This window comes from Salmonella enterica subsp. diarizonae (assembly GCF_008692785.1).
Classification (GTDB): domain Bacteria; phylum Pseudomonadota; class Gammaproteobacteria; order Enterobacterales; family Enterobacteriaceae; genus Salmonella; species Salmonella diarizonae.
This window is the reverse complement of the sequence record NZ_VXJV01000003.1, coordinates 145750-172099: the sequence shown is the minus strand read 5'-3', so window position 1 is coordinate 172099 and position 26350 is coordinate 145750. Positions and strand designations below refer to the sequence as shown.

23 protein-coding genes are annotated in these 26350 nt (G+C 54.1%); 15 read left to right on the top strand and 8 right to left on the bottom strand.

Features of this window, described 5'->3' with window-relative positions:
* Positions 1 to 55: 55 nt before the first annotated feature.
* Complete coding sequence (gene yiaJ / locus F4V72_RS07785) at positions 56 to 871, bottom strand: IclR family transcriptional regulator YiaJ (RefSeq protein WP_023247336.1); 816 nt, start codon at positions 869 to 871, stop codon at positions 56 to 58.
* Between the two features lie 219 nt (positions 872 to 1090).
* On the opposite strand from yiaJ, the gene yiaK reads away from it, so the two are divergent.
* The 8 genes from yiaK to araD all read left to right on the top strand — a co-directional run bounded on the left by yiaK (position 1091) and on the right by araD (position 8760).
* Complete coding sequence (gene yiaK, locus F4V72_RS07780) at positions 1091 to 2089, top strand: 3-dehydro-L-gulonate 2-dehydrogenase (protein ID WP_136057946.1); 999 nt, start codon at positions 1091 to 1093, stop codon at positions 2087 to 2089.
* An 11-nt stretch (positions 2090 to 2100) separates the two neighbouring features.
* Positions 2101 to 2565 (top strand): YhcH/YjgK/YiaL family protein, encoded by a 465-nt coding sequence (locus F4V72_RS07775; protein WP_053509353.1) that lies wholly within the window; start codon positions 2101 to 2103, stop codon positions 2563 to 2565.
* Positions 2566 to 2588: 23 nt separating this feature from the next.
* Entirely contained in the window at positions 2589 to 3518 is a 930-nt protein-coding gene (locus F4V72_RS07770) for a DUF4862 family protein (RefSeq protein ID WP_136057945.1), read from the top strand.
* A gap of 134 nt (positions 3519 to 3652) precedes the next feature.
* Positions 3653 to 4972 carry an MFS transporter gene (locus F4V72_RS07765; protein WP_053509352.1) on the top strand — a complete coding sequence of 440 codons (1320 nt, stop codon included), beginning with the start codon at positions 3653 to 3655 and terminating at the stop codon, positions 4970 to 4972.
* 81 nt (positions 4973 to 5053) lie between these two features.
* Positions 5054 to 6556 (top strand): FGGY-family carbohydrate kinase, encoded by a 1503-nt coding sequence (locus F4V72_RS07760; protein ID WP_150342442.1) that lies wholly within the window; start codon positions 5054 to 5056, stop codon positions 6554 to 6556.
* A complete protein-coding gene (gene ulaD, locus F4V72_RS07755) occupies positions 6553 to 7218 on the top strand; it encodes a 3-keto-L-gulonate-6-phosphate decarboxylase UlaD (RefSeq protein ID WP_063390924.1) in 666 nt (221 codons plus the stop codon). The genes F4V72_RS07760 and ulaD overlap by 4 nt, the downstream gene beginning before the upstream one ends.
* Entirely contained in the window at positions 7211 to 8071 is an 861-nt protein-coding gene (locus F4V72_RS07750) for an L-ribulose-5-phosphate 3-epimerase (RefSeq protein WP_023247329.1), read from the top strand. The genes ulaD and F4V72_RS07750 overlap by 8 nt, the downstream gene beginning before the upstream one ends.
* Positions 8065 to 8760, top strand: a complete 696-nt coding sequence (araD, locus tag F4V72_RS07745; protein ID WP_053509346.1) for an L-ribulose-5-phosphate 4-epimerase — start codon at positions 8065 to 8067, stop codon at positions 8758 to 8760. Before F4V72_RS07750 ends, araD begins: the two co-directional genes overlap by 7 nt.
* Here araD and F4V72_RS07740 read toward each other — a convergent pair whose 3' ends face one another.
* Complete coding sequence (locus F4V72_RS07740) at positions 8761 to 9579, bottom strand: AraC family transcriptional regulator (protein WP_150342441.1); 819 nt, start codon at positions 9577 to 9579, stop codon at positions 8761 to 8763. It abuts the gene before it with no gap.
* Positions 9580 to 9803: 224 nt separating this feature from the next.
* On the opposite strand from F4V72_RS07740, the gene F4V72_RS07735 reads away from it, so the two are divergent.
* Together F4V72_RS07735 and F4V72_RS07730 are read left to right on the top strand one after the other, a co-directional pair.
* Positions 9804 to 11204, top strand: coding sequence for an MFS transporter (locus F4V72_RS07735; RefSeq protein WP_114048402.1), 1401 nt, complete (start codon positions 9804 to 9806; stop codon positions 11202 to 11204).
* Positions 11205 to 11214: 10 nt separating this feature from the next.
* Entirely contained in the window at positions 11215 to 13170 is a 1956-nt protein-coding gene (locus tag F4V72_RS07730) for a glycoside hydrolase family 127 protein (protein WP_150342440.1), read from the top strand.
* An 88-nt stretch (positions 13171 to 13258) separates the two neighbouring features.
* Here F4V72_RS07730 and aldB read toward each other — a convergent pair whose 3' ends face one another.
* Positions 13259 to 14797, bottom strand: coding sequence for an aldehyde dehydrogenase AldB (gene aldB, locus F4V72_RS07725; RefSeq protein ID WP_023247327.1), 1539 nt, complete (start codon positions 14795 to 14797; stop codon positions 13259 to 13261).
* A gap of 168 nt (positions 14798 to 14965) precedes the next feature.
* Between aldB and F4V72_RS07720 the strand changes: the two genes are divergently transcribed.
* Complete coding sequence (locus tag F4V72_RS07720) at positions 14966 to 15847, top strand: ROK family protein (RefSeq protein ID WP_023247326.1); 882 nt, start codon at positions 14966 to 14968, stop codon at positions 15845 to 15847.
* A 71-nt stretch (positions 15848 to 15918) separates the two neighbouring features.
* On the opposite strand, the gene yiaY is transcribed toward F4V72_RS07720, so the two are convergent.
* The 4 genes from yiaY to F4V72_RS07700 form a co-directional block, all read right to left on the bottom strand.
* Positions 15919 to 17070 carry an L-threonine dehydrogenase gene (gene yiaY / locus F4V72_RS07715; protein WP_136057943.1) on the bottom strand — a complete coding sequence of 384 codons (1152 nt, stop codon included), beginning with the start codon at positions 17068 to 17070 and terminating at the stop codon, positions 15919 to 15921.
* A gap of 186 nt (positions 17071 to 17256) precedes the next feature.
* Complete coding sequence (selB, locus tag F4V72_RS07710) at positions 17257 to 19107, bottom strand: selenocysteine-specific translation elongation factor (RefSeq protein ID WP_136057942.1); 1851 nt, start codon at positions 19105 to 19107, stop codon at positions 17257 to 17259.
* Positions 19104 to 20495, bottom strand: a complete 1392-nt coding sequence (gene selA / locus F4V72_RS07705) for an L-seryl-tRNA(Sec) selenium transferase (RefSeq protein WP_079836224.1) — start codon at positions 20493 to 20495, stop codon at positions 19104 to 19106. The genes selB and selA overlap by 4 nt, the downstream gene beginning before the upstream one ends.
* Before the next feature lie 98 nt (positions 20496 to 20593).
* Positions 20594 to 21202, bottom strand: a complete 609-nt coding sequence (locus F4V72_RS07700; RefSeq protein ID WP_070803440.1) for a glutathione S-transferase — start codon at positions 21200 to 21202, stop codon at positions 20594 to 20596.
* Positions 21203 to 21679: 477 nt separating this feature from the next.
* Between F4V72_RS07700 and mtlA the strand changes: the two genes are divergently transcribed.
* The 3 genes from mtlA (at position 21680) to mtlR (ending at position 25458) form a co-directional block, all read left to right on the top strand.
* Positions 21680 to 23593: a PTS mannitol transporter subunit IICBA gene (gene mtlA, locus F4V72_RS07695; protein ID WP_000093295.1), complete on the top strand. Its 1914-nt coding sequence runs from the start codon at positions 21680 to 21682 to the stop codon at positions 23591 to 23593.
* Positions 23594 to 23722: 129 nt separating this feature from the next.
* On the top strand, positions 23723 to 24871 hold the full coding sequence (gene mtlD / locus F4V72_RS07690) for a mannitol-1-phosphate 5-dehydrogenase (RefSeq protein ID WP_023247321.1): 1149 nt from the start codon (positions 23723 to 23725) through the stop codon (positions 24869 to 24871).
* Entirely contained in the window at positions 24868 to 25458 is a 591-nt protein-coding gene (gene mtlR / locus F4V72_RS07685) for a mannitol operon repressor MtlR (protein ID WP_024149607.1), read from the top strand. The genes mtlD and mtlR overlap by 4 nt, the downstream gene beginning before the upstream one ends.
* A 9-nt stretch (positions 25459 to 25467) precedes the next feature.
* On the opposite strand, the gene F4V72_RS07680 is transcribed toward mtlR, so the two are convergent.
* Positions 25468 to 25677 carry a hypothetical protein gene (locus F4V72_RS07680; protein ID WP_023247319.1) on the bottom strand — a complete coding sequence of 70 codons (210 nt, stop codon included), beginning with the start codon at positions 25675 to 25677 and terminating at the stop codon, positions 25468 to 25470.
* A gap of 290 nt (positions 25678 to 25967) precedes the next feature.
* On the opposite strand from F4V72_RS07680, the gene F4V72_RS07675 reads away from it, so the two are divergent.
* Complete coding sequence (locus F4V72_RS07675; RefSeq protein WP_023247318.1) at positions 25968 to 26330, top strand: YibL family ribosome-associated protein; 363 nt, start codon at positions 25968 to 25970, stop codon at positions 26328 to 26330.
* Positions 26331 to 26350: the final 20 nt, after the last annotated feature.

The window sequence follows — 26350 nt, the reverse complement described above, 5'->3', positions numbered from 1 at the left end:
CACTACGCAAACGGACAAATTTTGTCAGATGCCTGATAAAACCTGGCGAGCTGTCTTATTCGCGAACGGTAAATCCCAGCTCATTAGAGATAGCCTGTGCGGTTTCACGCAACGGTTTGAGCAGATTTTTCTCGCCGATCTGTTTTAGCCGTGACGTCGATAGCGAAATAGAAATGGCGTAAGGCACTCGATGGTGAATATCAAACACTGGCACGGCAATACAGGAGACGCCCAGTTCATTTTCTTCGCGGTCCATCGCCATGCTGGTTTCACGAATTTGCGCCAGCTCATCGTACATCGCTGGTAAACCGGTAATGGTGTTGCGAGTCAGCGGCTGGATCTGATCTTTATGGCTTTCCCAGTAAGACGCCACATAATCCGGCTGACCAAACGCCATATAAATTTTCCCCATCGCCGAACAGTAGAGCGGCATATGCTGGCCAATATAGGCGCGGGTACGCAGCATACCGGTGGTCGGCTCCAGTTTATAAATCAAAATCGCATGATCGTCTTCACGGCTGGAAAAGTTAATGGTCTCGCCGGTCGCGATATTTAGCGCTTCCAGATGCGGCGCGGCAACATGGATGATGTTCAGAGATGACAGCGCCTTCTGCCCGACAGCGATAAATTTGGTGGTCAAACGATAGCTTCCGGCGGCGGGCGCAGGCGTGACGTATCCGCATGACTGTAGCCCCTGCAATAACCGATGGACGGTGCTTTTGTTTAGTCCCGCCAGTTCCGAGAGATGCGCCAGTGGACACCCGTTCGGGTAGTTACTGAGGATCTCAATCAGCATTAATCCTCGAAACAGGCTTTGACTTCCGGCTGGTCTCTCTTTGTCGTGCGTCATTTCGCTTTCTTTTTTGGTCATTGCTCCCGCTCCCCCTTGCTGTCGGGATCTGATGGTAACGCAAAGTGTGTTTCAGTTCACGATCTGCACTGAAAAAATACAACTTATTGATTTTAAAAAATTTAAAAAATAGCTCTGCCCGTTGATCTGGGAATTTTTGATCGATATATTTGAAATCACATTTCGCATAGTGAAATTTAACGATAAAAAAGCGATCACAGATTATCGGGAGATACAGGAATGAAAGTGACTTTTGAGCAGTTGAAAGCGGCGTTTAACCGGGTACTGCTTTCACGCGGCGTGGCGGCTGATACTGCTGACGCCTGCGCGGAAATGTTCGCTCGCACCACCGAGTCCGGCGTTTATTCACACGGCGTGAACCGCTTTCCCCGCTTCATTCAGCAACTGGACAATGGCGACATCATTCCTGAGGCAAAGCCGCAGCGCGTGACCAGCCTGGGGGCGATTGAGCAGTGGGATGCACAGCGCGCTATTGGCAACCTGACGGCGAAAAAGATGATGGATCGGGCCATTGAACTGGCCTCCGACCACGGCATCGGTCTGGTAGCGCTACGCAATGCCAACCACTGGATGCGCGGCGGCAGCTACGGCTGGCAGGCGGCGGAAAAAGGCTACATCGGCATCTGCTGGACCAACTCGATTGCCGTCATGCCGCCGTGGGGCGCGAAAGAGTGTCGTATCGGTACTAACCCGCTGATCGTCGCGATCCCTTCCACGCCGATCACGATGGTGGATATGTCAATGTCCATGTTCTCCTACGGGATGTTAGAAGTTAACCGTCTGGCGGGCCGCGAACTGCCGGTGGACGGCGGTTTCGACGATAACGGTCAGTTGACCAAAGCACCGGGCGTGATCGAGAAAAATCGCCGCATCCTGCCGATGGGTTACTGGAAAGGTTCTGGTCTGTCAATCGTGCTGGATATGATTGCCATGCTACTTTCCAACGGCTCTTCCGTTGCCGAAGTGACGCAGGAAAACAGCGACGAATACGGAGTATCGCAGATTTTCATCGCCATTGAAGTCGATAAGCTGATCGATGGCGCTACGCGTGACGCCAAACTGCAACGAATCATGGATTTTATTACTACCGCCGAACGCGCCGACGACAACGTCGCGATTCGGCTGCCCGGCCACGAATTTACCAAACTGCTCGATGAAAACCGCCGTCACGGTATCACCGTTGATGACAGCATCTGGGCCAAAATTCAGGCGCTGTAAGGAGCCACATCATGATCTTTGGACATATCGCGCAACCTAATCCGTGCCGGCTGCCGTCGGCCATAGAGCAGGCGCTCGATTTCCTGCGCAATACGGACTTTCGCACGCTGGTGCCGGGCGTGGTGGAGATCGACGGTAAAAACATTTTTGCGCAGATTATCGATTTAACCACGCGCGACGCCGCCGAAAACCGACCGGAAGTACATCGCCGCTATCTGGATATTCAGTTTCTGGCCTGGGGTGAAGAGAAAATCGGGGTTGCCATTGATACCGGTAATAATCAAATCAGCGAATCATTATTAGAACAGCGCGATATTATTTTTTATCACAACAGTGAACATGAATCATTCATTGAAATGATACCGGGAAGTTATGCCCTGTTTTTCCCGCAGGATGTTCATCGTCCTGGCTGTAATAAAAGCATTGCGACACCGATACGGAAAATAGTCGTAAAAGTCGCCATAGACGTTTTATAAAATAGAGTTTACTGGAGCACAAAATGAAAAATAATACCGGTTATATTATCGGTGCGTATCCTTGTGCACCCTTATTTCACCAGAAGAGTGAAGAGGAAGAGACGGAATTCTGGCGACAACTCTCCGATACGCCGCATATTCGCGGACTGGAGCAACCTTGCCTTGAACATCTTCACCCGCTCGGCGACGAGTGGTTATTGCGCCATACACCGGGAAACTGGCGCCTTGTCGTGACGGCAATCATGGAAACCATGCGCCGCCGCGGCGAAAACGGTGGTTTTGGGTTAGCGTCCAGTGACGAGGAACAGCGTAAAGCTTGCGTGGAATACTACCGTCATCTTTATCAGAAGATAACTAAACTCAATGCGAAAATCCCCGGCAAAGTCATGGCGCTGGAGCTTCATGCCGCACCGATGGCGAATAACCCAAACGTCGCCCAGGCTACCGAGGCTTTTGCCCGCTCGCTCAAAGAAATTGCTCACTGGGACTGGTCCTGCGCGCTGGTGCTGGAACATTGTGATGCAATGACCGGCCCCGCGCCGCGCAAGGGCTTTTTACCTTTAGAGAACGTGCTGGAGACCCTTGTCGACTACGACATCAGCGTGTGCATTAACTGGGCGCGTTCAGCCATTGAAGGGCGGGATATCAACCTGCCGCTAGCCCACACGCAACAGGTCAAACAGGCCGGAAAACTCGGCGCGCTGATGTTTTCCGGCACAACGCTGGATGGAGAGTACGGTGAATGGCAAGACTTACACGCGCCGTTCGCCCCTTTCTGCCCGCAAAGTCTGATGACCACGGAACATACGCATGAATTATTGGCCTGCGCGGAAGAGACGCCCTTACATTTTGCGGGCATTAAATTACTGGAAATTAATGCCAGTGCCGATGTCAGCCACCGCGTAGCGATATTACGCGACGGCATCACGGCATTAAATAAAACAAAACAATAAGACGTTGCCAGATGGCGGCGTAAACACCTTATCCAGCCTACAGCTAACGCTGTAGCTCGGATAAGCGCAGCGCCATCTGGCATTAATAATAAAACTTTTCATCGCCAAAATACTTACTCTACGAGAATATAAAGATGAACATGACCTCTCGCTCTACACAAACAGATATACCGCGTCAGCGCTGGCTACGAATTATTCCACCGATCCTGATCGCCTGTATTATTTCTTATATGGACCGCGTCAATATCGCCTTTGCAATGCCGGGCGGAATGGATGCCGAACTGGGTATTTCCGCCACCATGGCGGGGCTGGCAGGCGGTATTTTCTTTATCGGTTATCTGTTTTTACAGGTTCCCGGCGGCAAAATTGCCGTCCACGGTAGCGGTAAGAAATTTATCGGCTGGTCGCTGGTCGCATGGGCGATAATTTCCGTCCTGACGGGCATAATTACTAACCAGTACCAACTGCTTATCCTGCGCTTTTTACTGGGGGTGGCGGAAGGCGGTATGTTGCCCGTCGTACTGACGATGATCAGCAACTGGTTCCCTGATGCCGAACGTGGCCGCGCCAACGCAATTGTGATTATGTTTGTCCCCATTGCCGGCATTGTTACCGCGCCGCTCTCCGGCTGGATCATTACCGTACTCGACTGGCGCTGGCTATTTATTATCGAAGGTCTGCTCTCCGTCGTGGTTCTGGTGCTATGGTCCTACACCGTTTATGACCGCCCGCAGGAAGCGCGCTGGATCTCGGCCGCCGAAAAAAATTACCTGGTTGAGACGCTGGCCGCCGAGCAAAAAGCGATTGCCGGCACCGAAGTTAAAAACGCCTCTCTCGGCGCGGTGCTTTCCGACAAAACGATGTGGCAGCTTATCGCGCTGAACTTCTTCTATCAGACCGGCATTTACGGTTACACCCTGTGGTTGCCGACCATTCTGAAAGAGTTGACTCACAGCAGCATGGGCCAGGTCGGAATGCTCGCCATTCTGCCTTACGTCGGCGCGATTGCCGGGATGTTCCTGTTCTCTTCCCTCTCTGACCGTACCGGTAAACGCAAACTGTTCGTCTGCCTGCCGCTGATTGGCTTCGCCCTGTGCATGTTTCTGTCGGTAGCCTTGAAAAGCCACATCTGGCTGGCGTATGCGGCGCTGGTTGGCTGCGGATTCTTCCTGCAATCGGCGGCGGGCGTGTTCTGGACTATCCCGGCGCGTCTGTTCAGCGCGGAAATGGCAGGCGGCGCGCGCGGGGTGATCAACGCGCTCGGCAACCTCGGCGGCTTCTGCGGTCCTTACGCGGTAGGTGTCTTAATCACCCTCTACAACAAAGACGCTGGCGTCTATTGCCTGGCGATCGCCCTCGCCTTAGCTGCACTGATGGCCCTGCTGCTACCCGCGAAATGCGATGCGGGCACAACGCCAGCAAAAACGATGACCCCACGCAAACACGCGGCCTGAAAAATGGCCGGAGCGCTACGCTTGCAGGCCTACAGTAGGCCGGGTAAGCGTAGCGCCATCCGGCAAAATGAGAGATGAAAGATGAGCAGGAAAGAGACCTTCTGGCTGGGTATTGATTGCGGCGGTACGTATCTGAAAGCGGGTTTATATGACACCGAAGGTCATGAGCACGGCATTCATCGGCAATCGCTACAAACGTTATCGCCGTTTCCCGGTTATGCCGAACGCGATATGCATCAGCTCTGGCAACAGTGCGTCGCTACCATTGCCGGACTGTTGAAACAGACGGGCGTATCCGGCGGGCAAATTAAAGGTATTGGCATCTCTGCTCAGGGTAAGGGGCTGTTTCTTCTTGATAAACAGAACAGGCCGCTGGGCAATGCGATACTCTCCTCCGACCGCCGGGCGCTGAACATCGTTGAACGCTGGCAGCAAGATGGCATTCCGCAAAAACTCTATCCCGTAACCCGCCAGACATTGTGGACCGGACATCCGGCCTCTCTGTTGCGCTGGATAAAAGAGCATGAACCTCAACGCTATGCGCACATCGGCTGCGTGATGATGGCCCATGACTATCTGCGCTGGCGTTTAACCGACGTGAAGGGCTGCGAAGAGAGCAACATTTCCGAATCCAATCTCTACAACATGACGACAGGCCGGTACGACTCGCGTCTGACCCAATGGTTGGGTATCAGTGAGATCGACCATGCCCTGCCCCCCGTAGTGGGGTCCGCCGAAACCGGCGGAAAGATCAGCGAGGAAGCTGCCGCTATCACCGGCCTGGCCGCGGGAACGCCTGTGGTCGGCGGTCTGTTTGATGTGGTATCCACCGCGCTGTGCGCCGGTATTGACGATGAATTTACCCTCAACGCCGTCATGGGCACCTGGGCGGTCACCAGCGGGATCGCTCGCGGTCTGCGCGAGCATGAGGCCCATCCCTACGTTTACGGTCGCTATGTGAATGACGGGCAATACATCGTTCATGAAGCCAGTCCAACGTCTTCCGGCAATCTCGAATGGTTTACCGCCCAGTGGGGCGACCTCTCTTTTGATGAGATAAACCGGGCGGTCGCCAGTCTGCCGAAAGCGGGGAGCGACCTCTTTTTTCTGCCCTTTCTCTACGGCAGTAATGCCGGGCTGGAAATGACCAGCGGTTTTTACGGTATGCAGGCGCTACATACCCGCGCTCATTTGTTACAGGCGCTGTATGAAGGCGTGGTTTTCAGCCATATGACCCATCTCAACCGTATGCGTGAACGCTTTACCGAAGTCCGCACTCTGCGCGTCACCGGCGGCCCGGCCCACTCCGACGTCTGGATGCAGATGCTGGCGGACGTCAGCAGTCTGCGTATTGAACTACCGCAGGTGGAAGAAACTGGCTGCTTTGGCGCGGCGCTTGCCGCCCGCGTCGGTACCGGCGTATATCGCAGCTTTAGCGAAGCCCAACGCGCCCTGGAGCACCCGATACGCACGTTACTGCCCGACATGACCGCCCACGCACGCTACCAGCGTAAATATCACCATTACCAACATTTGATTGAAGCACTACAGGGCTATCACGCCCGTATTAAGGAGCACGCATGAGGAGCCGCCCATTACTGCAACTGGCGCTTGACCATACCAATCTTCAGACAGCGCAGCGCGATGTTGCCCTATTACGAGACCACGTCGATATCGTTGAGGCTGGCACCATTCTCTGTTTAACCGAAGGAATTAGCGCGGTGAAGGCCCTGCGCGACCAGTGCCCGGATAAAATCATCGTCGCTGACTGGAAAGTAGCCGATGCGGGTGAAACTCTGGCGCAGCAGGCCTTTGGAGCAGGCGCCGACTGGATGACCATCATCTGCGCCGCGCCGCTCGCCACCGTCGAAAAGGGCCACGCCGTGGCGCAATCCTGCGGCGGTGAAATTCAGATAGAACTGTTCGGCAACTGGACGCTGGATGATGCCCGTAACTGGTATCGCATCGGCGTACGTCAGGCGATTTACCATCGCGGGCGCGACGCGCAGGCCAGCGGGCAGCAGTGGGGCGAGGCGGATCTGGCGCGCATGAAGGCGCTGTCGGATATCGGTCTGGAACTGTCGATTACCGGCGGTATTACGCCTGCCGATCTGCCGTTATTCAAAGACATCCGCGTGAAAGCGTTTATCGCCGGGCGCGCGTTGGCGGGTGCGTCCCATCCGGCGCAGGTCGCCGCCGAATTCCACGCGCAAATTAACGCCATCTGGGGGAAACCACATGCGTAACCATCCGTTAGGGATCTATGAGAAAGCGCTGGCGAAAGATCTCAGTTGGCCGGAACGACTGGTGCTGGCGAAAAGCTGTGGTTTTGATTTTGTCGAGATGTCGGTGGATGAGACTGACGAACGCCTGTCGCGTCTGGACTGGAGCGCAACGCAGCGCGCCTCGCTGGTGACCGCGATGCTGGAAACCGGCGTCGCCATCCCGTCGATGTGCCTGTCCGCCCACCGTCGCTTCCCGTTTGGCAGCCGCGATGAAACGATACGCGAGCGGGCGCGGGAGATCATGACCAAAGCCATTCGTCTGGCGCGCGATCTCGGTATCCGCACCATTCAACTGGCGGGTTATGACGTCTATTACGAAGAGCATGACGAAGGCACCCAGCAGCGCTTTGCCGAAGGGCTGGCGTGGGCGGTGGAACAGGCCGCCGCCGCGCAGGTCATGCTGGCAGTGGAGATCATGGATACCGCCTTTATGAATTCCATCAGCAAGTGGAAAAAGTGGGACGAGATGCTCGCCTCGCCGTGGTTCACCGTCTACCCGGACGTCGGCAATCTCAGCGCCTGGGGAAACGACGTGACCGCCGAGCTAAAGCTGGGCATCGATCGTATCGCCGCTATTCATTTGAAAGACACACAGCCGGTCACTGCGCAAAGCCCCGGACAGTTTCGCGACGTGCCGTTTGGCGAAGGGTGTGTGGATTTTGTCGGCATTTTCAAAACACTGCATGAGCTGAACTATCGCGGCGCATTTCTGATTGAAATGTGGACAGAGAAAGCAAAAGAGCCGGTGCTGGAGATTATCCAGGCGCGACGCTGGATAGAAGCGCGTATGCAGGAAGGAGGATTCACATGTTAGAACAACTCAAGGCGGAGGTGCTGGCGGCAAATCTGGCGCTTCCGACACATCATCTGGTGACGTTTACCTGGGGCAACGTCAGTGCGATAGACGAAACGCGCAAGCTTATGGTGATCAAACCTTCCGGCGTCGAATACGACGTGATGACCGCCGACGATATGGTGGTCGTGGAAATCGCCAGTGGTAAAGTCATAGAAGGCAGCAAAAAACCGTCGTCCGATACGCCGACGCATCTGGCGCTCTATCGCCGCTTCCCGCAAATCGGCGGGATCGTACATACCCATTCTCGCCACGCGACAATTTGGGCGCAGGCCGGTCTGGATCTGCCTGCCTGGGGCACCACACATGCCGACTATTTTTACGGCGCTATTCCCTGCACTCGTCCGATGACGCAGGACGAAATCAATGGCGAATACGAGTATCAGACCGGGGAAGTGATTATTAAAACCTTTGAAGAGCGCGGCCTGGACCCGGCACAAATCCCGGCGGTATTCGTGCATTCCCACGGCCCATTTTGCTGGGGTAAAGACGCGGCTGAGGCGGTACATAACGCCGTGGTGCTTGAGGAGTGCGCTTACATGGGGCTATTCTCGCGCCAGTTAGCCCCGCAGCTTCCTGATATGCAACCGGAATTGCTCGATAAACATTATCTGCGCAAACACGGCGCGACTGCCTATTACGGGCAGTAATCAGGCCGAATTAATGTGTTCCTTACAGTACCGCCGCTTCCAGGCGGCGGGTGTCAAGCCGGTATACTTACGGAAAATTTTGCGAAAATAACCCACGTCGTTAAATCCGCATAATTCCGCGACTTCTTTAAGCGAACGCGCATCGCTGATGAGCCGTTTCTCCGCCTCCCGCACGCGCTGACGATGAATCGCATCAGTTAAGGTTAGATGGAAGATGCGACAGTAAACACGCCCAAGATAATCTGCATTACAATGCAGCGCTTTCGCCAGTAGCGCCGTTGAAAGCGGCAAATGATAACGGGTACGAATCAGTTGCTGCGCTTTCCACGCCAACGACACACCAGCTTCATTGTGGTCATCATACCGAGGAATATCGCAGGTCATCTGCTGTAAAATCAGCAAAACGATCAGTTCCAATGCCGGGCTATGCTGGAACTTCTCCTGTTCAATCATAAACTGGCGAAACAGCGCCATCAGAGCCTGCGGGTCCGCTACTCTGGCGTGCTGTGGTACGGAGATTTGCGTTAAGGCACGCGGATCGTTATCCGCCATTTTAACCTCAAAATGTAACCAGTAAAATTTGAGGTCAGCAGGAAAATCTTCGACGCCAACATGTCGACGATGCGGCCAAAGCAACAAACTTTCCCCGGCATTGATGCAAAAAAGCTGCGCTTCCTCCTGAATCTTTAATGTTCCTTTTTCAACAAAAATAATCTCCCAGGAATCCAGGCTACGGGCCGGATGACGCCCCTTTCCTCGGGAAATAAATAATCCCCCGTTCTGAACGTAAATCGGAAGCGTCATGGATAATTCAAGCATAGTTATGGAATTTCCCGCTTAGTTTCCGCTTAAAATTAGCTTATTTACTGATTATTAACCGAAAAATTAAAATTCACCGGACCTGGTTCACACTTTCCAGAATAGGTCGGAATCGTCCTCTTTTTTTACTCATTTATCGCCTTGTTACAGAACATATTCCAGGCAGAATGAATCAGGTCATGACAGTTACAACAAAAACCCTCTTTCCTGAATGAGGAATTTCCATGACCTCTACACTGATTACAACGACTGATATCGCGCAGGATAAAGCCCGGCAGACGTTATCCATACGCGAAAAAATAGGTTATGGTCTTGGCGATGCCGGTGGCACCGTCATCACCTGCCTAATCATGAACTTTCTCACCTTTTTTTATACTGATGTCTTCGGCCTGACGCCTGCATTGGTCGGCACGTTATTCATCGCCCTACGCGTATTCGACGCGATTTCCGATCCGGTTATGGGCATCATCACCGACCGTACGCAAAGCCGCTGGGGACGTTTTCGCCCGTGGCAGCTATGGATAGCGATTCCCATCGGCATTATCGGCGTACTGACTTTTACCGTTCCGGATGCCGGTATGGGCGTAAAAATCACCTGGGCATTCGGAACTTATCTACTACTTTCCGTGGGTTATACCGCGATCAACGTACCGTATTGCGCGCTGATCAATACCATGACCACCCGCCATGAGGAAGTCATCGCCTGCCAGTCCTGGCGCTTTGTTCTGTGCGGCGTCGCCGGATTTCTCGTCTCGGTCGGATTGCCCTGGATGGTGGATTTTTTGGGCCAGGGCAATGCTGCGCAGGGCTATCAATGGGGCGTCGGCGTGCTCTGCGCCATCGCGGTCATAATGTTTCTGTGCTGTTTTTTTTGGGTTCGCGAGCGCGTCCCACTGGCCATGATGGGGAAATTCACCCTGCGTGAACACCTTGCCGGGCTGCGTAAAAATGACCAACTGCTACTAATGCTGGTGATGTCCTTCCTGTTGATTAACGTCTTTAACATTCGCGGCAGCGGATACATGTATTTTATTACTTACGTGCTGGAAGGCAGCACAGCGTATACCTCGCTGTTTTTTACGATGGTCACCTTCGCGTCAATCCTCGGTTCGGTGATTGTCAGCCCGCTAACACGGCGGATAGATACGGTGAAACTGTATTACCGTACTAACCTGGTACTGGCGACGCTGGCTATCGCTATGTGGTTTCTGCCTGTCGGCCCGGCTTATCAGGCTTTATGGCTGGCGGTAATTCTCGGCAACGGCATTATTCTGGGCTTTACATTGCCGCTTCACTTTTCATTGATGGCCTTTGCCGATGATTACGGCGAGTGGAAAACCAGCGTGCGCTCGTCCGGTATGAACTTCGCGTTTAACCTGTTTTTCATCAAGTTGGCCTGGGCCTCCAGCGCCGGAATCATCAGCCTGCTGTTTATTTTTGTCGCCTATCATCCTGGTGCGAGCAACCAAACGCCTGCCTCGTTAAACGGTATTACGGCAATGGAAACCCTGCTACCTGCGCTGTTTCATCTGCTGCTGGCTCTGGCTATCCGTATCTGCAAACTCAATAACCCTATGATGTCGCGCATCGCTACCGATCTGCGTCAGCGTCATGTACAGCTTTAAGGAAAACACCATGAACGTAGCGGAAGTCGACCTGCATAAACTTACGGTTAGCGATCCGTTTCTCGGACAATATCAGCGATTAGTCCGCGACGTTGTCATTCCTTATCAATGGGATGCACTCAATGGTCGGATTACCGAAGCCGATCCCAGCCACGCGATAGAGAATTTCCGCATCGCCGCAAAACGCCAGTCCGGGGAGTTTTACGGCATGGTTTTTCAGGACAGCGACGTCGCCAAATGGTTGGAAGCGGTAGCCTGGTCGCTGTGTCAGAAGCCTGACTCTGAACTGGAAAAAACGGCTGACGACGTGATTGAACTGGTTGCCACCGCCCAGTGTGCCGACGGTTATCTCAATACATATTTTACGGTCAAAGCGCCGCAGGAGCGTTGGAGCAATCTGGCGGAATGCCATGAACTCTATTGCGCCGGACATATGATCGAAGCGGGCGTGGCCTTCTTTCGGGCCACGGGTAAACGCCGCCTGTTAGAGGTTGTGTGCCGTCTGGCGGATCATATCGATAGCGTTTTTGGTCCCGGAGAAAATCAGCTTCACGGGTATCCCGGCCACCCGGAAATTGAACTGGCGCTGATGCGCCTCTATGAAATCACTCAACAGCCACGCTATATGGCGCTGGCGAACTATTTTGTCGAGCAGCGCGGCACGCAGCCGCACTACTATGATGAAGAGTACGAAAAGCGAGGGAAAGCCTCTTACTGGCACACCTATGGCCCAGCCTGGATGGTGAAAGACAAAGCTTACAGTCAGGCGCATCTACCCTTATCCGCCCAGCAAACGGCCACGGGACACGCCGTCCGTTTTGTCTATCTCATGGCTGGCGTAGCACACCTGGCGCGGCTAAGTCAGGACGAAGACAAACGCCAGACCTGCCTGCGCCTGTGGAATAATATGGCTCAGCGTCAGCTCTATGTTACCGGCGGGATCGGCTCGCAAAGCAGCGGCGAAGCGTTTAGCAGCGATTATGACCTGCCCAACGACACCGTGTATGCCGAGAGTTGCGCGTCTATCGGCCTGATGATGTTCGCTCGTCGGATGCTAGAGATGGAAGCCGACAGCCGCTATGCCGATGTGATGGAACGCGCGCTGTATAACACAGTACTCGGCGGTATGGCGCTTGACGGCAAGCATTTCTTCTACGTCAACCCGCTGGAAGCGCATCCGAAAACCTTAAAATTCAATCACATCTACGACCATGTGAAACCCGTTCGCCAGCGCTGGTTTGGCTGTGCCTGCTGTCCGCCGAATATTGCCCGCGTCCTGGCTTCTCTCGGCCATTATCTCTATACGCCGCGCAACGAGGCGCTTTACATCAATATGTATGTGGGCAATAGTGTGGAAATCCCGCTGGAAAATGGCGCGTTAAAACTGCGCATCAGCGGAAATTATCCCTGGCATGAGCAGATCACAATCACTATTGAATCATCGCAGCCGCTACGCCATACCCTTGCGCTGCGTCTGCCGGAGTGGTGCCCACAACCGCAGGTAGAGGTCAATGGTCAGCCAGCGACACAGGATATTCGCAAAGGCTATCTGCATATCCACCGTGACTGGCAAGAAGGAGATACTATCGCACTAACCTTGCCGATGCCGGTGCGCCGCGTGTATGGCAACCCGCGAGTACGTCACGTTGCGGGCAGGGTGGCAGTTCAGCGCGGACCGCTCATCTATTGTCTTGAACAGGCCGATAATGGCGAGGCATTACATAATCTCTGGTTAGCGAAAGAGAGCAAATTTCACGCATTTGAAGGCAAGGGGCTGTTCGCTCATCAGATGTTGATTCAGGCGGAAGGCGTGAGACAGGGTATGACAGAAACGCCGCCGCAAGCGTTATGGCATTTCGATGCCGCGCCAGGCACAGCGCAGCCGCATACGCTGACATTTATTCCCTGGTTTAGCTGGGCGAACCGCGGCGAAGGCGAAATGCGCGTCTGGGTTAACGAACTATAATACTGTGCCGGATGGCGCAGCTCCCCCGTCTTATCCGGCCTACGGAACTACGCCAAAGGTAGGCAGCATGTAGCTGCCTACCCATTAGTTAAAACAGTCCCAACGGCTTATCGGAATAGCTTACTAACAGACATTTGGTCTGCTGATAATGCTCAAGCATCATTTTGTGAGTCTCACGGCCAATGCCGGACTGTTTATATCCGCCGAACGCCGCATGCGCCGGATAGGCGTGATAGCAGTTCGTCCATACGCGCCCGGCCTGAATCCCGCGCCCCATTTTATACGCCAGCGAACCATTACGGCTCCAGACGCCTGCGCCGAGGCCATACTGCGTATCGTTGGCGATTTCCAGCGCCTCCTCCATGGTTTTAAAGGTGGTTACCGCCAGCACCGGGCCAAAGATCTCCTCCTGAAAGACGCGCATATTATTCTTACCAAACAGAATAGTAGGCTCAAGGTAATAGCCTTCTTTAAGTTCGCCATCCAGCGCTTTGCGCCGTCCGCCGGTCAAAATATCAGCCCCCTCTTTTTTACCGATATCGATATAATTGAGGATAGTCTCAAGCTGGCCGTGAGAAACCTGCGCCCCCATTTGCGTATCGCTATCTAGCGGGTTCCCGCTGCGGATGCTCTCCACCCGGCGAATAGCGCGCTCCATAAAGCGCTCATAGATGGATTCCTGGACCAGCGCACGGCTCGGACAGGTACACACCTCGCCCTGGTTAAAGGCAAACAGGGCAAATCCCTCCAGCGCTTTATCAAAGAACGCATCTTCCTCATCCATCACATCAGCAAAGAAGATATTTGGCGATTTACCTCCTAACTCCAGCGTCACCGGAATAATATTCTGCGTGGCGTACTGCATGATCTGTTGACCCACTTCCGTCGAGCCGGTAAACGCCACCTTCGCGATACGTTTCGAGGTCGCCAGATATTCGCCAATCTCGCCGCCCGCGCCGTTCACTACGTTGACGACGCCCGGCGGTAACAGATCGCCAATGACTTCCATTAATAGCAGAACGGAAAGCGGCGTCAGGCGTGCCGGTTTAAGCACCACGCAGTTACCCGCCGCCAACGCTGGTGCCATTTTCCAGCTTGCCATCAACAACGGAAAGTTCCATGGGATTATCTGCCCCACGACACCAAGCGGTTCGTGAAAATGGTAGGCCACGGTTTCGCTATCAATTTCGCTGATCCCACCCTCCTGCGCACGTATACAAGAGGCGAAATAGCGGAAATGATCGATCGCCAGCGGTACGTCGGCGGCGCTGGTTTCACGAATCGGTTTACCGTTATCCCAGGTTTCCGCTGTCGCCAACAGTTCGAGGTTTTGTTCCATCCGATCGGCGATCTTAAACAAGATAGCGGCACGGTCTTGTACTGACGTATGCGCCCACTTATCTTTCGCCTTATGCGCGGCGTCGAGCGCCAAATCGATATCTTTTTTACCGGAGGAAGCGACTTCACATAGCGGCTGGCCGGTCACTGGCGTCAGGTTCTGATAATATTCGCCGTCGGCGGGCGCAACCCAGTCACCGCCAATAAAATTGTCATAGCGGGCTTTTAACTTCAGTGGGTACCCGTATTCACCTGGCTGAATACGTGTTGAAGGGGGATTGTTCGTCATGACCAACTCCTTATTGTAAAGGTACTCCACAAGGGTAGACGGTACTGGTGAATTTTTCGCCAATGGTTTCCCGCTTTACGACAGCAATCACGAATTACTTTCCTTTACGTTTCTCCGTCTGGTTTTAGCCATACTAAACAGGTGCCTGTTTAACGTACGGAGAACACTATGCAGCAATATATCGGTATTGATGTGGGAGGAACTCACGTCAAATATGGCGTGATTAACAGTGACGGCGAAGAATTAACCCATCATCAATTCGATACGCCAGAGGACGCCTCCACGTTTACCCGCAAATGGCAGGATGTGGTGGCGCGTTGCCAACAGGACTATGACATTGCGGCAATCGGGGTCAGTTTCCCTGGCCATATTAATCCCCATAACGGTCATGCGGCAAAAGCGGGCGCGCTGGCTTACCTGGATGACGTCAACCTGATGGAGTTGTTCAGCGGGCTGACCGATCTGCCGCTGGTCGTGGAGAACGACGCAAACTGCGCGGCACTGGGCGAAATGTGGCGAGGCGCCGGGCAACATTATGAAAATCTGGTCTGCATTACCATTGGAACCGGCATTGGCGGCGGTATTATCGTCGGACGGGAGTTGTATCGCGGTGCGCATTTCCACGCCGGTGAATTCGGCGTCATGCCGGTCGGGAACAATGGCGAAAGTATGCATAAAATCGCGTCAACCAGCGGATTAATGGCGTCGTGCCGCCAGGCTCTGGCGCTGCCCGCCGAAGAGATGCCGCCTGCGGATGTGATCTTTGAACGAATGGCGACCGATGTTCATCTGCGTGAGGCGGTCAATGACTGGGCGCGTTATCTGTCACGCGGCGTTTACAGCGTGATCTCTATGTTTGATCCGGGCGTGGTGCTGATCGGCGGAGGAATAAGCGAACAGGAAAAGCTCTACCCGCTCCTGACGCGGCATCTTGAAACGTTTGAAATGTGGGAGGCGCTCCAGGTGCCGATTCAGCCCTGCCAACTGGGAAATCAGGCGGGCAGGCTGGGCGCCGTCTGGCTGGCGCAGCAAAAGCTCGACCGAAGCTAAAGTGTTACGCCTTATCCGGCCTGCATCGTCTACGTAGGCCCGGTAAGTGTCCGCGCCACCGGGCAAAGGCGTTACATCGCCGCGTGATAAATTTCCACAATTTCGTCGTGCGTCGCCTGAATCGGGTTGGTCAGGCCACAGGCATCTTTAAGAGCATTGGTCGCCAGAACCGGGATATCCTCTTCCTTCACGTTTAGCTCGCGCAGTCCTGCCGGAATGTTGACTTTCTGTGATAGTTGGCGAATGGCCGCCACACACGCCTGCGCGCCTTCCGCCTCGCTCATACCTGATACATCGACGCCCATCGCCGCTGCGCAATCACGCAGGCGAGCCGCCGCTACCTGGCTGTTGAATACCTGCACATGCGGCAGCAGAACCGCGTTACATACGCCGTGCGGTAGGTTGTAGAAACCGCCAAGCTGGTGCGCCATAGCATGAACGTAGCCCAGCGACGCATTGTTAAACGCTATTCCCGCCAGGAACTGAGCATAAGCCATCGCTTCACGCGCCTGGGCATTGCTCCCCTCTTCAACCGCAACAATCAGATTTTCCGCAATCATCGTTACCGCTTTCAGCGCGCAGGCATCGGTAATAGGCGTTGCCGCAACGGAAACATAAGCTTCAATCGCGTGAGTTAACGCATCCATACCGGTTGCCGCCGTCAGGGATTTCGGCATACCAACCATTAAAGAGGAGTCGTTGACAGAGAGCAGCGGCGTAACGTGTTTATCGACGATAGCCATTTTAATATGTCGTTCTTCGTCGGTGATGATGCAAAAACGGGTCATTTCAGACGCGGTGCCGGCGGTCGTATTAATCGCAATCATCGGCAACTGCGGTTTCGCGGAGCGGTCAACGCCTTCATAGTCACGAATATCGCCGCCATTCGCCGCCACCAGCGCGATACCTTTCGCGCAATCGTGCGGGGAACCGCCGCCCAGCGAGATAACGCTGTCGCAGCCATTTTCTTTCAGAAGCTTCAACCCGGCTGCCACATTGCTGGTGGTAGGGTTAGGCTGCGTACCATCATAAATCACGCTAAAAATATCACGTTCCTGTAGCGCTTTTTGAATATCGCCCGCCATCCCTAATTTTGCCAGCATGGCATCCGTGACAATTAATGTACGGCGAAAACCATATTCCGCCATCGTATTCATTGCGTCCTTTAATGAATCGGCACCAATTACATTCACGGAAGGAATAAAAAACGTTGAAGCTGCCATTATACTGTCCTTAATTACCTGAATAAGGCGTAAAGAATACGGGCAAAATTTTCCTGATAATAGGATCACGATAGCTATTCTAAGAAGTCAGAAAAATAAAAAGCACATTAGGTTCATTTCCTGATGTGCTTTTTATAAATCAACTCAATAATTGTATTGATTCATTTCTTATTTAATTTAAACATTTCATTCTTTTTGCGGAAATAATAACGCATCACGTAATAAATGGTCATTCCCACGACGCCGTGTAAATCCAATCCGGTCAAAATATTCAAGGATCTGAATAGCCAGTTTCCGCCCTACATTCAGCCTGTCGCGAAAATCCGCTGCGCAGGTGGATCCTCTTTCTTGATCCAGTTCGCGGATCATATTGGCGAAAGCGACAATCCGATCGTTGCGATAGTACCGATCTTTGACGATCGCGGTAATGATGCCTTGCTGCGCCGCCTGCCGCAGCGCCTGCCGCATCAATTGTTCCTCCGTCCCGGTCTCTTTCGCCAGATCGCGTACCCACCAGGGCTCATCGCCAAATAGCGGTTCGACTTTTTGCCAGACGGCCTGCTGCTCATCGCTAAATCCCGCTTTATGATCCGGCAAATGCAACCAACCGTGATGGCTGTCAATCAGGTCATCGTCGCGCATCCGCTCGATCAGCATCAGCACCAGCGCTTCATCCTCCATTGGCAAGGCCATGCGACGTAAACGCTCGCGTCCCGGCCCCGGTTCATCGCGGTGCTGTTCGTGGTAAGTCGCCAGCGTATCGAGAATTTTACGCTGCCAGCGGGCGGCGACGGGCGCACTTAACAGATTGTCTCCGGCCTGGATAAAACCATGTTGCTCAATAAGCTGACGCATACCGAGAGAATTAAGCTGACGCGCCCAACCGAAATCCGGCAGGTTGACGGCGCCGCGTTCCAGATGAATGGCTAGCGCCGCGCTATCGTCCTGCGCGGCGGCAAGCGTTGAAAGCCACTGTAAGTAATCTGGCTTACGTTTACCGCGACGCGGCGCGTTAAGCGTCACCACGCGCGCGCCGGCAAGGGTGGCGCGCGCGGAAATATCACGCAGCACCAGTGTGTCATTATCGGCCAGCCATAGCGGCGTATCGAAAATCAGCTCTGCCAGCGCGCCTTCCAGCAAAGAGACGCGACCGGTCACATGGCTGGCGGCATGGTGAATATGTAGCGGTTGCCATTGGGAAAGCGGCGCATGAAGCGCCAAAGAAACGATCACCCGGGAAAAAGCCTCCCCTGCTGGCGCATCGGCAAGCAGCCAGTCACCGCGGTTAAGTTGCTCCTTCTCCGCATCGCCCGCAATATTGAGCGCAATACGTTGCCCGGCATGCGCATGGTCGGTGGGCTGATTTTGCGCGTGTAGGCTTCGTACGCGCATCGGCGTGTTAACGCCGGTCAACCATAGCGTATCGCCTACTTTTACCGCTCCGCTCAGCGCCGTTCCGGTCACCACCAGTCCCGCCCCTTTCACCGTAAACGCACGGTCGATAGCCAGGCGGAAGCGATGCTGCGCGGCGTGCAAACGTGCGGGAAGTTGCTGTAAATGGGCGCGAAGTTCTGCAATACCGCGCCCTTCATTGGCGGCGGTGACAAATAAAACGGCATCGGCGAAACCATAGTTGTCGAGCGTCGCCAGTACCGCTTCACGTACTTCACTGATACGCGCATCGTCCACGCGGTCGGCTTTGGTCAGCGCGACGGTGAGCTGCGGATTGCCCGTCAGTTGCAGGATCTGTAAATGCTCGCGCGTTTGCGCCATGACGCCGTCATCACAGGCGACCACCAGCAAAGCGTGATCGATACCGCCTACACCCGCCAGCATGTTGGAGAGAAATTTTTCATGTCCGGGCACGTCGATAAAGCCCAGCACACGACCATCCGGCTGCGGCCAATAGGCGTAGCCCAGATCGATAGTCATCCCGCGTTTTTTCTCTTCCGGCAAGCGATTGGCATTGACCCCGGTAATCGCCTGGAGCAACGTCGTTTTACCGTGGTCTACGTGCCCGGCAGTTGCAATAATCATTTCAGCATCATCTCCATAAACCGGCTTTCGTCTTCAAGACAGCGCATATCCAGCCATAAACGGCCATCATAAATTCGACCAATGACCGGTACAGGCAGCGTGCGCCAGTGGGCCGCCAGGGCCTCCAGTCGACTACCGCGCCCATCGTGCGGGGTAAAGGTTATGGCGGCGCTGGGGAGGCGGTCTACCGGTAATGAACCGCTGCCGATTTGCGATAGACAGGGCTTAACCTCCAGCGCAAATTCATCGCCGTAACGCGTCGCCAGCCGCGTCTGTAACCGCTGCGCTTGTTCGTGAATCGACGCCTCACTGCGGGTTAACAGACGCAGCGTGGGTAATTTTTCCGCCAACGCTTCCGGGTGCAGATACAGACGTAACGTCGCCTCCAGCGCCGCCAGCGTCATTTTATCCGCGCGCAGGGCGCGTTTCAGCGGATGGCTTTGCAGTTGGGCAATCATCGCTTTTTTGCCGACGATGATCCCGGCCTGCGGCCCGCCCAGCAACTTATCGCCGGAGAAGCTTACCAGGCTGACGCCTGCGGCAATTAGCTGCTGCGGCATCGGCTCTTTGGGTAAGCCATATTGACTTAAATCCACCAGCGAACCACTGCCCAGATCCGCCACCACCGGAATATCCAGCTCTCGCCCAATTTCCGCCAGCTCTGCTTCCTCTACCGTTTTGGTAAAGCCCTCAATGCTGTAATTACTGGTATGTACCTTCATCAACAGCCCGGTATTTTCATTTACCGCCTGACGGTAATCTTTCGCGTGCGTCCGGTTGGTGGTACCCACTTCATGCAGCGTACAACCCGCCTGGCGCATGACATCCGGAATACGAAACGCGCCGCCGATTTCGACCAGTTCGCCACGCGAAACCACCACCTCTTTGCCGCTGGCGGTCGCCGCCAGCATCAGCAATACCGCCGCCGCATTGTTATTGACGATACAGGCGTCCTCCGCCCCGGTGATACGGCATAACAGCGTCGCCAGCGCCTGGTCGCGATGCCCCCGCCCGGCGCCATCCAAATCGTATTCCAGCGTCACCGGCGCCCGCATCGCCTGCGTTACCGCCTCAATCGCTTCTTGCGCCTGCAATGCGCGGCCAAGATTGGTGTGCAACACCGTCCCCGTCAGGTTAATCACCGGGCGCAGCGCGCTTTGCGCCGCATTTTCCAGCCGTCGTTTCGCCTCTTGCGCCCAGTCTGCGCACCAGTCGGGAAGCGTCTGCGTATTCCGTATGACGTCGCGCGCGTCGTCAAGCATCCGCCTAAGCAGATCAACCACCTGGGTATGGCCATACCGATCGCGCAGAGAAAGAAAAGCGCTATCGTGCAATAAGCGATCAATAGCAGGAAGCTGGCTGTAGAGTGTACGCGTTTCGCTTGTCATGAAAATGCCTGGCTGTTGGTGGCCCTCTCCTGGCTGGAGAGGGATATCGACTTGAGGGGGATTGTAACGTGAGTTTGCTCAGGCGGACATAATGCGCGTCAAGCCTTCGGTGCTTCGGTGCGGGCAAAGCTTTCGCGCTGAAAAAGCGTTTCGACCAGTTTGACCAGGTGGGGGCGGCCAACGCACCAGCCCGGCGCGACCCGGCGGAAGTTGAGATAGCCTACCGCACAGGCAATCGCGATAGTCGCCAGATTCACCGTATCCGTTTTTAGGGTCCCGTCGCTCAGATCACCTTCGAGCATATCCAGACTGCGGTTGATTTTTTCCCGCTGGCGCAGCAGTTCCGTTTCCGATTGCTGCGCCGCCGGACGCGCCTGTTCGCGTACAGAGACCAACGCGGCATCCATAATGCCATCGGCCAACGCTTCAAGCTGGCGAATTTTAAGCGCCGCCATGGGGTCACGCGGGAGCATCGCTGGCGCGATATCCAGCAGCTCAATATATTCCGCGATGATCGGCGAATCGAACCAACATTCCCCTTTCTCCGTCACCAGTGCCGGCACCTTACCCAGAGGGTTGTATTGCGCCACGCCGTTATCCGCCTCGTAGGGCAGTTCGTTAACAAATTCGAAGGTGATGCCCTTTTCCAGCAGCAGAACAGAGATTTTGCGCACAAAAGGGCTAGTATAGCTACCGATGAGTTTCATGCCGTGTCCTTTTTTGCCAACCAAGTAAAAATCATAGTATGGCTCAAATAAACGAAAAGAGACGCTAAAGGAAGTTGCTGAGTGACATAACGTGAGAGGGCTCGCGACAAAATGTTTGCCGGATCGTATTGACGTTACCCGGGCCTAAAATTTCTTGTGAAGATGATCACAAAAATTCAACAAAGCACCAAAATAAAAGTGTGAAATATCTCACATAAAATTGCCTTTTAAGGTCTAAAAATTAGATGCGTTGTTTTTTTACACAGTAATTTTGTGATCAATATCACATCAATTACCTCTCTACCCCCTATATTTATGCGATCTAAATCACATTAACTGTCCCTGTCTGGACAGTTGAACGATTCAGTGCCAGATTGCGCAGTATCTACACTACAGGGTCCGGCTACCTCTGCCGCTACATTAACAAACCTTGGGCTTTTCAGCCTGCGCGACAGCAACATAAGAAGGGGTGTTTTTATGTCATCCGATATTAAGATCAAAGTGCAAAGCTTTGGTCGATTCCTCAGCAATATGGTGATGCCTAATATCGGCGCGTTTATCGCGTGGGGTATTATCACCGCATTATTTATTCCGACAGGGTGGTTGCCTAACGAAACTCTGGCGAAACTGGTTGGTCCGATGATCACCTACCTGCTGCCGCTGCTAATCGGTTATACCGGCGGTCGTCTGGTTGGCGGCGAGCGCGGCGGCGTGGTGGGCGCTATCACTACCATGGGCGTTATAGTCGGCGCGGATATGCCGATGTTCCTCGGCTCGATGATCGCCGGTCCGTTGGGCGGCTACTGCATTAAGAAATTCGACAGTTGGGTAGACGGTAAGATCAAATCCGGTTTTGAGATGCTGGTGAACAACTTCTCCGCTGGCATTATCGGTATGATCCTCGCCATGCTGGCGTTCCTCGGTATTGGTCCGGCGGTTGAAGTCCTGTCCAAAATTCTGGCGGCGGGCGTTAACTTCATGGTGGCGCACGATATGCTGCCGCTGGCGTCCATTTTTGTTGAACCGGCGAAAATCCTGTTCCTCAATAACGCGATTAACCACGGTATCTTCTCACCGCTGGGTATCCAGCAGTCCCATGAGATGGGTAAATCCATCTTCTTCCTGATTGAAGCTAACCCGGGTCCGGGGATGGGTGTCCTGCTGGCGTACATGTTCTTCGGTCGCGGCAGCGCTAAACAGTCTGCGGGCGGCGCGGCAATTATCCACTTCCTGGGCGGTATCCACGAGATCTACTTCCCGTACGTGCTGATGAACCCGCGCCTGATTCTGGCGGTGATTCTCGGCGGTATGACCGGCGTATTCACCCTGACCATCCTGAACGGCGGTCTGGTCTCTCCGGCGTCTCCGGGTTCCATTCTGGCGGTACTGGCGATGACGCCAAAAGGCGCTTACTTCGCTAACATCACTGCCATCGTGGCGGCAATGGCGGTCTCCTTCGTGGTTTCTGCAATTCTGCTGAAAACCAGCAAAGTGAAAGAAGAAGATGACATTGAAGCGGCCACCCGTCGTATGCATGACATGAAAGCACAGTCCAAAGGCGCCTCTCCGCTGGCGGCTGGCGATGTCACCAACGACCTCAGCCATGTACGTAAAATCATTGTCGCCTGCGATGCCGGTATGGGTTCCAGCGCGATGGGCGCAGGGGTACTGCGTAAGAAAGTACAGGATGCGGGTCTGAGCCAGATCTCCGTCACCAACAGCGCCATTAACAATCTGCCGCCGGATGTGGATCTGGTCATTACTCACCGCGACCTTACCGAGCGTGCGATGCGCCAGGTACCGCAGGCGCAGCATATTTCGCTGACCAACTTCCTGGATAGCGGCCTGTACACCAGCCTGACCGAACGTCTGGTTGCCGCACAGCGCCACAATACCAATGAAGAAAAGGTACGTGACCATCTGAAAGATAGCTTTGAGGAAGGCGATAACAACCTGTTCAAGCTGGGCGCGGAGAATATCTTCCTCGGACGTAAAGCGGCCACGAAAGAAGAGGCGATTCGCTTCGCCGGCGAGCAGTTGGTGAAAGGCGGCTACGTACAGCCGGAATACGTCGACGCGATGCTGGAACGTGAAAAGCTCACCCCGACCTATCTGGGCGAGTCTATCGCAGTGCCGCACGGTACGGTGGAAGCGAAAGATCGCGTACTGAAAACCGGCGTGGTGTTCTGCCAGTATCCGGAAGGCGTGCGCTTCGGCGAGGAAGAAGATGACATCGCGCGTCTGGTCATCGGCATCGCCGCTCGTAATAATGAGCACATTCAGGTGATTACCAGCCTGACTAACGCTCTGGATGACGAGTCAGTTATTGAACGTCTGGCGCACACCACCAGCGTCGATGAAGTGCTGGAACTGCTGGCAGGCCGTAAGTAAGTTCTGTTTGCCCGGTGACGCTACGCTTACCGGGCCTACGGTTTCCTCTCCCGCAAGGGAGAGGGTTAGGTTGAGGGGAAAGCCTCACCCCAGCCCTCTCGGGTAAAAACATTAATAAAGGTTAATACTATGAAAGCATTACATTTTGGCGCAGGTAATATCGGTCGTGGCTTTATCGGCAAATTGCTGGCTGACGCGGGGATACAACTGACGTTTGCGGATGTAAATCAGGTGGTGCTTGACGCCCTGAATGCCCGTCATAGCTATCAGGTCCATGTCGTGGGTGAAAATGAGCAAGTGGATACGGTCTCCGGCGTTAACGCGGTAAGTAGCATCGGCGATGAGGTGGTAGAGCTGATTACCAGCGTCGATCTGGTGACGACTGCTGTCGGCCCGGTGGTCCTGGAGCGTATCGCCCCGGCTATCGCTAAAGGGCTGGCAAAACGTAAGGCGCAGGGCGTGGATGCCCCGCTGAATATCATCGCCTGCGAAAATATGGTGCGCGGTACCACGCAGCTCAAAGGCCATGTGATGAACGCGCTGGCGGATGGCGATAAAGCCTGGGTTGAACAGCACGTCGGTTTTGTAGATTCCGCCGTTGACCGTATCGTGCCACCTTCCGCTTCCGCCACCCATGACCCGCTGGAAGTAACGGTAGAAACCTTCAGCGAGTGGATCGTCGATAAAACCCAGTTTAAAGGCGCGTTGCCGACCATTCCGGGGATGGAGTTAACGGATAACCTGATGGCATTTGTCGAACGTAAACTCTTCACGCTGAACACGGGGCATGCTATAACCGCGTACCTCGGCAAATTAGCCGGTCATCAGACCATTCGCGACGCCATTCTCGACGAGAGTATTCGCGCGGTGGTTAAAGGCGCGATGGAAGAAAGCGGCGCGGTGCTGATCAAACGCTACGGTTTTGATGCCGACAAACATGCGGCATACATTCAGAAAATCCTCGGTCGTTTTGAAAACCCGTATCTGAAAGATGACGTCGAACGCGTAGGCCGTCAGCCGCTACGCAAACTCAGCGCGGGCGACCGTCTGATCAAACCGCTGCTTGGCACCCTGGAATATGGTCTGCCGCATGTGAATCTGGTGAAAGGGATCGCGGCGGCGATGCATTTCCGTAGCGATGAAGATCCACAGGCGCAGGAGCTGGCGGCTCTGATTACCGAAAAAGGCCCGCAGGCCGCGCTGGCGCAAATTTCCGGGCTGGATGCCAATAGCGATGTGGTGGCGGAGGCGGTTAACGCATATAACGCGACCAAATGATGCAGAACCCGGCGCAGGTTAGCCTGCGCCCAAATAACAGATTGTCAGATATGCAGGCAATAATGGAACAAACCCAGGCCTTTGAAAATCGTGTGCTTGAGCGTCTGAATGCTGGCAAAACCGTACGGAGCTTCCTGATTACCGCCGTCGAGTTATTGACCGAGGCAGTGAATATCCTGGTGCTCCAGGTGTTTCGCAAAGACGACTATGCCGTGAAATACGCTGTGGAACCGTTGCTGGACGGCGACGGGCCGCTGGGCGATCTTTCGGTACGTCTAAAACTTATCTATGGCCTGGGCGTACTCAGCCGTACCGAATATGAAGATGCGGAGCTGTTAATGGCACTGCGCGAAGAGCTGAATCACGACGGCAATGAATATGCCTTTACCGACGATGAGATCCTCGGACCGTTTGGCGAACTGCACTGCGTCATGGCGCTGCCGCCGCCACCGCATTTTGATACGTCCGACGCGGCGCTATACGCCATGCAAATTCAGCGCTACCAGCAGGCGGTGCGTTCGACAATGGTTCTCTCCCTGACCGAGCTGATTTCTAAAATCAGCTTAAAAAAGGCCTTTCAAAAGTAAATCCCGCCGTTAACCTCTTTCTTCTTCTTTTGGTCGGTACAACCGCCGGTAATATTCCAGGCGCTGCAAATAAATGGGCGCGCTCTCCGACGGCACTTCGGAAGGAACATAATTACGCGGCGGCGTTTTATTCAAATACTCACGGAACGCCTGGCTGGACGCCATAAAATCGACGGCTTTATCAATAAGAAATGGTACGTTCCCACCTATTTTTGCCATGATAGATCCTCCATGTGTGACCCGCGTCTGATTCCCGCGGCCGCTTATTTGAGTTTAGGATCGATTTAGCGTTGTCATTGAGGAAAATGTGCTTAATCGCTTTTCTTGCCGGCAAAAAGGCGCTTCATCTTTTTTACGAAAAAAAAGGATTTTATTCTCAAAGAGATAGTTAAATAATTAGCGGTGTAATACTTGCCATAATTGATTATCTTTATGCCATGAGTTGTGAAGAATCACCCACTGCGCGCATACTATAGGATATCTATCCCATTTCTATCAGAAGCTATCCCATGAAAGAAGTCGAAAAAAACGAAATTAAACGCCTGAGCGATCGTCTTGACGCTATTCGCCACCAGCAGGCAGGTCTCTCGCTGGTTGAATCCGCCGATAAATACGCGGAGCTGGAAAAAGAAAAAGAGACGCTGGAAGCAGAAATTATCCGTCTGCGCGAAATACACAGCCAGAAACTGAGTAAAGAAGCGCAGAAGCTGATGAACCTGCCGTTTCGCCGCGCCATCACTAAAAAAGAGCAGGCCGATATGGGCAAACTCAAGAAAAGCGCACGCGGCCTGATCGTGGTACACCCGATGACGGCGCTGGGCCGGGAAATGGGGCTCAAAGAGATGACAGGCTTTAGTAAAACAGAATTCTAAACGTTGACCGGGCGGCGCTT